Origin of the sequence: Aromatoleum toluolicum, from assembly GCF_012911005.2 — a bacterium.
Lineage (GTDB): Bacteria > Pseudomonadota > Gammaproteobacteria > Burkholderiales > Rhodocyclaceae > Aromatoleum > Aromatoleum toluolicum.
On record NZ_WTVS01000141.1, the window covers coordinates 1 to 5,463 of the forward strand.

Here is a 5,463-nt window from a genome sequence, read left to right on the forward strand (position 1 = left end):
GTTCGTATGCAGCGGCCCGGCGTCGCCGCGGTAGGCGTCCCCGCCGAACTTGAAGTGCTCGGCGCGCTTGAAGTACGGCAGGCAGTTGCGGTAACCCCACCCCTCGGCGCCCAGCGATTCCCATTCGTCGAAATCGCAGGCGTGGCCGCGGATGTACACCAGGCCGTTGATCGACGAGGAGCCCCCCAGCACCTTGCCGCGCGGGCAGTGCAGGCGACGACCCTTCAGGTGCGTCTCAGGCACGGTCTCGTAATGCCAGTTGTAGCGGCGCGTGTTCATCGGCAGAGAGAATGCGCTCGGCATCTGGATGATGACGCTGCGGTCGCTGCCGCCGTATTCGAGGACCAGTACGCTCACGTCCGGATCCTCGGTGAGCCGGGCCGCGAGCACACAACCGGCCGAGCCCGCGCCGACGATGACGTAGTCGAAAGTGTCTTGCATGGTTGTCTCCCGATCACTGAACCGCGGGATCGACGACCGGCTCGACCACCGCCAGCGGCTCGACAGGGATTCGTTCGCCGTAGTCGCCGAAGCGCCGGCTCCCGAACGCCCGCGTGCCCACCCACTGCACGAGGGCCGCCGCGACGAAGGCCGGCATCGACGCGGACAGCAGCGTGAAGCCGGGGCCGGCGGCGAGGGTCTGCGGGTTGAACACCAGCACATAGACCGCCGAGCCCGCGAACAGCGCCGTCAGCGCGATCGGATTGAAGCCGCCCCAGTACGCGAAAGGACTCCGCTCGGGCGACGCGAACACGGCGCGCAGGCTGATGTGCTGGCGCCGCAGCACGAAATAGTCGGCCATGCCGATCCCCGCGAGCGTCGCATTCAGGGCCGAGGTCCACACCAGGAAGATGAAGAAGCCGTCGTAGATGCCGGGAGCCGCGAACACCACGACGATGGGCACGACGCAGAAGGCTGCGACGAGCATGTCCCACGACAGACGTCCGAGCACCGGCCCTGCCAGCTGCCTGAGGCCGACGACCGACGTGTAGAGGATGTTGATCATGCTCGTCACGTTGGCGAAGGCGATGAAACCGAGCGCGACGATGCCGATCGCCAGCCCGCCGATCGTCGTCATCCAGATCGTCGGGTCGGCGTTGCCCATCGCCGCTGCGCCGAGCAGGCCGACGATTTCGCCGAGCGAAGCGGCGCCGAACACGCCGACGATGTTGGGCCAGAACGACGTGCGCTGGTTCTTCGACAGGCGCGCGAGGTTGCCGAGATACGGCCACCACGAGAAACCGGCGGCCATGTTCACCTCGACGGCGATCATGAAGTTGAGCCGCTTGTCGTCCGTCGGCGCGGCGAGCGCCGGCAGGCCGAGCAGGTCACCGAACGCATGCTTGTCGAGGATCAGCCAGATCATCACGAGCATCAGCAGCACCAGCGCGGGCGACATGACCATGTTGAAGAACTTGATCGACGTCGGCCCGCGAGCCACGACGAACCCGGTCACGACGATCGCCGCCGCCGCGAGCAGCGAGACCAGCACACCGTTGGCGGGCTCCGTCGCCGCTTCCCCCGTCTTGAGCAACGTGATCATGCCGTCCACCGAGCGTCCGAACATCATGCCGAGCACGGCGAGCCATCCGAGCGTCAGCAGCACGACCGCCAGCGCATACACGAGCCGGCTGCCGTTGCGTCCGAAGGTGCTGCGCAACAGCGTGAACTGCTCGACCCCGTACTTGCCGCAGGGCAGGCAGGTCGGCAGCGCGACCAGCAACACGCCCAGGATGTTGCCGATGATGATCGCGGCGATGCCTTCGCGCGGGCCGACGAAGGCCGCGGTCGCGCCGCCGATCAGGAAGGCCCAGGTCGCGATCGCGAGCGCCGAGTTGGCGTAGGTGAATTCCCAGAAGCCCCACAGGCGCTCGCCGGGCAGCAGCGGGGTGTCGCCGCGCTCGGCGGCCTGGCGGAACAGTTCGGCGTTCGACATCTCACACCCCCCAGACGTAGAAGCCGATCACGAGCGCGAGCGTCATCGCCAGCACCAGCGAGTAGTCGAGCGCAGTCATTGCGCCCGGCCAGTAGGGCTGGTCGGCCAGCCTCTCGTAAGCGCGCAGGCGCAGTTCGAGGTCCTGCTCGCGTTCCCGATCCGTTGTTGTTTGCATGTTTGTCTCCTCGTCGCCCGCGGCCGGCGCCCGTCGTCCTGCGCGCGTCCGGCCACGGCGTTTATCGGTGTGTTCAGGGCAGGGTGATCCACACGGCCTTGGTTTCCGTCAGGAAGTCGAGCTGCTCGGGTCCGAGGTCGCGCCCGAAACCGGACTGCTTGAAACCGCCGAAGGGCATCGCCGGGTCGAGCGTGCTGTGCGCGTTCACATACACCGAGCCGGCCTTCAGGCGCGGGATCAGGCGATGCACGCGGCCGAGGTCGTTCGAGTAGATCGCGGCCGCCAGGCCATAAGGCGAATCGTTCGCTTCGGCGACCGCCGCGTCGAGGTCGTCAAACGGCGCGGTGACGAGCACCGGCCCGAAAATCTCCTCGCGCACGACGCGCATGTCGCTACGCGTATGAGCGAAGATCGTCGGTTCCACGAAGCAGCCGTCCTGCGCCCGCCCGCCGTATGCGAGTTCCGCCCCCTCCGTGATCCCGGCGTCGATGTAGCTCGCAACGCGGCGCTTCTGCTGCAACGACACGAGCGGACTGATGAAACAGTCGGGATCCAGGCCGGGCGCCATCTTGAGCGTGCGCGTCACGTCGACGAGCTCGCGCATGAAGGCGTCGTGCACGTCGCGCTGCACATACACGCGCGTGCCTGCGTCGCACACCTGCCCGGAATTGAAGAACACGCCGTTCGCGACGGCACGTGCCGCCGCCGCCAGATCGGCATCCTCCAGCACCAGGACCGGGGACTTACCACCGAGCTCCAGCGTCAGGCGCTTGAGGGTGTCGAGACCCGCCCGCCCGACCTCCTGGCCGACCGGGGTCGAACCGGTGAAACTCAGCTTGTCGATGCCCGGATGGCGCGACATCGCGGCCCCGATGTCGCGCCCGGTGCCCGTGACGATGTTGACCACGCCCGGCGGGATGCCCGCCTCCTCGACGAGTTCGGCAAAACGCAGCGCCGACAGCGAGGTCAGCTCGGCCGGCTTGACGACCACAGTGCAGCCGGCAGCGAGCGCCGCGGCGAGTTTCCAGGCCATGGTCTGCAGCGGGAAATTCCACGGCACGATCGCGCCGACGACGCCGACCGGCTCCTTGCGCGTGAAGGCGACATATTCGCCGGGCAGCGCAGCCGGCTCGACGGTGCGCCCGTGGATCTTCGTGGCCCAGCCGGCGAAATAGCGAAAGGTATCCACCGTGCCCTGCACGTCGATGTCGCGCGCGCTGGTGACCGACTTGCCCATGTCCACCGATTCGATCTCGGCGATTTCCGCCGCGTTGGCCTCGACCAGGTCAGCCAGCCTGTGCAGCAGGCGTTCACGCGACAGCGGCTTCATCGTGCGCCAGGGGCCGGAGTCGAAGGCCGCGCGGGCGGCGCCAACGGCACGGTCCAGGTCCGCCACGGTGGCAAGCGGGATCTGCGTGATGCGGCCGAGCGTGGAGGGCTCGATCACGTCGGCCACGGCGCCCTCGCTCGCGCCCATCCACTCGCCGTTAATGTACATCTTCTGCGTCTTGCGCAGGAATCGCTGCGCGCCGGGGGAAACCCCGTAGCGTTGCAGATAGGCTTCGACGATGCTGTCCATGCGTTGTCTCCGTGATTGTGCGCACTCAGGCCTGCGCGCGAGGGTGATTGATGAAGCAGGAACGGACGGGGGGCTGCGTCGGGGCGACGGCAAGCCGATCGGCGGAAGGCAACCGGGGAAAAGCGGACGCGCGGTGGGCGCGGTGCAGCACGCGGGCGGGCTTGCAGGGCATGGCTCGGTCTCCTCCTTCGATCTGCTCCGCCCGGCTCTGTTGGCCGTGTCGGGCATGGACGGACTATATTTCCGGACTTGCTTCGGAAAAATAGTCACGACAAGATATTAAAATCGTAAATTTCGAAGTAAACGCACGAAGGAAAGCGATGAAACAGCTCCACGACGTCGATCTGAAACTGGTGCGCGTGTTCGTCGCCGTGGTCCGCCACGGCGGCTTTTCGGCCGCCCAGGCCGCGCTGAACGTCAGCCAGAGCACGATCAGCGAGCAGATGACGACGCTGGAGACGCGGCTGGGATTGAAGCTGTGCGAGCGCGGCCGCGGGGGGTTCCGCCTCACGGAACACGGGCACGCGACTTACGAGGCAGCCCAGCGCCTGCTGCTCGCTGTCGAAAGCTTCTGCATGGACACCAGCGTCCTCGCGCAGCGCATCGCGGGGAGGCTACAACTGGGGCTGATCGACAACACGGTCACCGACGGAGCCTCGCCTATCCTCCCCGCCCTGCAGCGCTTCCTCGCGCTCGGCCACGACGTTCAGATCGACATCTACATCGGCAGCCCCGCCGAACTGGAAGCTCGCATCCTCGACGGCCGCCTGCACCTCGCGATCGGTCACTTCCCGCTGCAGGTCGCAGGCCTCGAATACACCGCCCTCTATGACGAAGCCGACGGACTGTTCTGCGGCAAGGGCCATCCGCTCCACTCCGCGCCCGACGACGGCGACGCGCTAATGAAACTGATCTCGACGAGCCGCGTCGTTGCGCGCGCCTATATGCAAGAAAGGGATCTGCACCTGCTCGAGACGCGCATGGCAGCAGCGACCGTCGACAATGTCGAGGCGCAGGCCATCCTCATCCTCTCCGGCGCCTACATCGGCTTCCTGCCCCTGCACTACGCGCAACGCTGGGTCGATTCCGGCCGCATGCGCCGCCTTCGCGCGCGCAACCTGGAAAACAGATGGCCCTTCTCTGTAGTCACCCGACGCAGCCAAGCGATGCCCGCCGTACTGCGGGCCTTCATCGACGGGTTGGCGGGGGCTAGGCGAAATTTGCCAACCAGCCCGTTCGTTCCCGCGCCGCAGCATGACAACTGAGGGGTTGTATTCCAATCGCACTCATTGCCGCACGACTCGGCCAGCTCAGCGACACTCTTCCGGGGCACGAGCGGAACGGCGGCAGCCCGTCTCCGCCACCACTTGGCGAAACACTCACCAGCGCCAACCGCACGAAGTTACGCAACGCCTCTCCGCCCAATCCCCGCTCAGCGCAGCCACAGGAGTCCGCCCAGGATCAGCGCCGCGAGGAAGACCGTATTGGCGGCCAGCATCGCCACCGGTCGCCAGCCCACCGCAGCCAGCTGCTGGAACGAGGTCTTGACCCCGAGCGCCGAGATCGCCACGACGAGGCACCAGCGCGAGAGGCTGGAGGCGGCGTCGGTGACCGGCTTGGGGATCAGCCCCAGACTATTGATCAACACCAGCACCGCGAAGCCGACGAGGAAACCCGGCAGCACCGGCGGCTTCTTGCCGCTCGCCGTGCCGTCGCGGAAGAGCAGCGACACCACCGCCACCACCGGCAACAGCATCGCCACGCGGAAGAGCT

The 5,463-nt window shown here is 66.9% G+C and carries 6 protein-coding genes; 1 reads left to right on the forward strand and 5 read right to left on the reverse strand.

The window, feature by feature from the left end:
• The 4 genes from GPA27_RS27705 to GPA27_RS27720 form a co-directional block, all read right to left on the reverse strand.
• On the reverse strand, positions 1 to 441 hold a 441-nt coding region (locus GPA27_RS27705), incomplete at its 3' end, for a GMC family oxidoreductase N-terminal domain-containing protein (protein WP_211165290.1).
• A gap of 13 nt (positions 442 to 454) precedes the next feature.
• Positions 455 to 1,936, reverse strand: coding sequence for a purine-cytosine permease family protein (locus tag GPA27_RS27710; RefSeq protein ID WP_169143634.1), 1,482 nt, complete (start codon positions 1,934 to 1,936; stop codon positions 455 to 457).
• Position 1,937: 1 nt separating this feature from the next.
• Complete coding sequence (locus tag GPA27_RS27715; protein ID WP_169143635.1) at positions 1,938 to 2,111, reverse strand: hypothetical protein; 174 nt, start codon at positions 2,109 to 2,111, stop codon at positions 1,938 to 1,940.
• Positions 2,112 to 2,184: 73 nt separating this feature from the next.
• Positions 2,185 to 3,690 carry an aldehyde dehydrogenase family protein gene (locus tag GPA27_RS27720; RefSeq protein ID WP_169143636.1) on the reverse strand — a complete coding sequence of 502 codons (1,506 nt, stop codon included), beginning with the start codon at positions 3,688 to 3,690 and terminating at the stop codon, positions 2,185 to 2,187.
• Between the two features lie 320 nt (positions 3,691 to 4,010).
• On the opposite strand from GPA27_RS27720, the gene GPA27_RS27725 reads away from it, so the two are divergent.
• Positions 4,011 to 4,955, forward strand: coding sequence for a LysR family transcriptional regulator (locus GPA27_RS27725; RefSeq protein WP_169143637.1), 945 nt, complete (start codon positions 4,011 to 4,013; stop codon positions 4,953 to 4,955).
• A gap of 167 nt (positions 4,956 to 5,122) precedes the next feature.
• Here the strand turns inward: GPA27_RS27725 and GPA27_RS27730 are convergent.
• A partial coding sequence (locus GPA27_RS27730) for a putative sulfate exporter family transporter (RefSeq protein ID WP_169143638.1) occupies positions 5,123 to 5,463 on the reverse strand: 341 nt, incomplete at its 5' end.